This window comes from Flavobacterium sp. NLM (assembly GCF_002210235.1).
Lineage (GTDB): Bacteria > Bacteroidota > Bacteroidia > Flavobacteriales > Flavobacteriaceae > Flavobacterium > Flavobacterium panici.
Window position 1 is genome coordinate 1 of sequence record NZ_LIAC01000043.1, and the last position, 858, is coordinate 858.

Annotated in this window: 1 pseudogene; it reads right to left on the bottom strand. The window is 40.8% G+C overall.

Features of this window, described 5'->3' with window-relative positions:
* A pseudogene (locus tag APR43_RS24595) lies at window positions 1–858 on the bottom strand (gliding motility-associated C-terminal domain-containing protein); the annotation flags it as partial.

An 858-nucleotide genomic window follows, 5' to 3' on the forward strand; every position in this document is an offset into this window, starting at 1 on the left:
GTCAGATTTACATCTGATGGAACTAATGCTGTTCCGTTTTTAGTATCGTTATCAAAAACATTTAATGGTAATGTCTGAGATGCATTTGTTGATGTAACTGATCCAATTGTATCAGGATTTGCAGTTAATACGCCGCCTGTTACCACAACTTTTGAGATTACTGTATCACAATTTGCTGGGTTACTGATCTCACAGATGCTGTATGTAACATCGTAAGTTCCTGCCGGTGTATTTGGCGCAACAGTTACCGTTCCGTCTGCATTTAATGTCAATCCTGACGGAAGCGTTCCTACTGCAGTCAATGTTACCTGTCCTGCTGAAGTACCGATAACAGCCGGATTTCCGTTTAACGTATCGTTAGTTATTAATGATACTGTTGTGCCTCCAAGGTTTCCGTTGATTGCTGCTGTAGTTTCTGTAACTGCATCAATTACCGGTGTTGGTGTCGGTGCCCCTACTGTTACACTTACGGTGTTTGAACTGCAGTTTGATGGGTTTAGTTTCTCACAGATCGTGTAAGTTAACTGATAAGTACCTGCCGGAGCATTTGCACCTAATGTTAAACTTCCGTCCGGGTTTAGAACTAAATATCCTGTCGGGTCTGCAGTAGTAGTGGTCAGATTTACATCTGATGGAACTAATGCTGTTCCGTTTTTAGTATCGTTATCAAATACATTTAATGGTAATGTTTGAGATGCATTTGTTGATGTAATTGATCCGATAACATCGGTATTAGCAACTAATACTCCTCCAGTCACCACAACTTTTGAAATCACTGTATCACAGTTTGTCGGGTTAGTAACCTCACAGATGCTGTACTCAACATCATAAGTTCCTGCTGCAGTATTCGCTGCAACT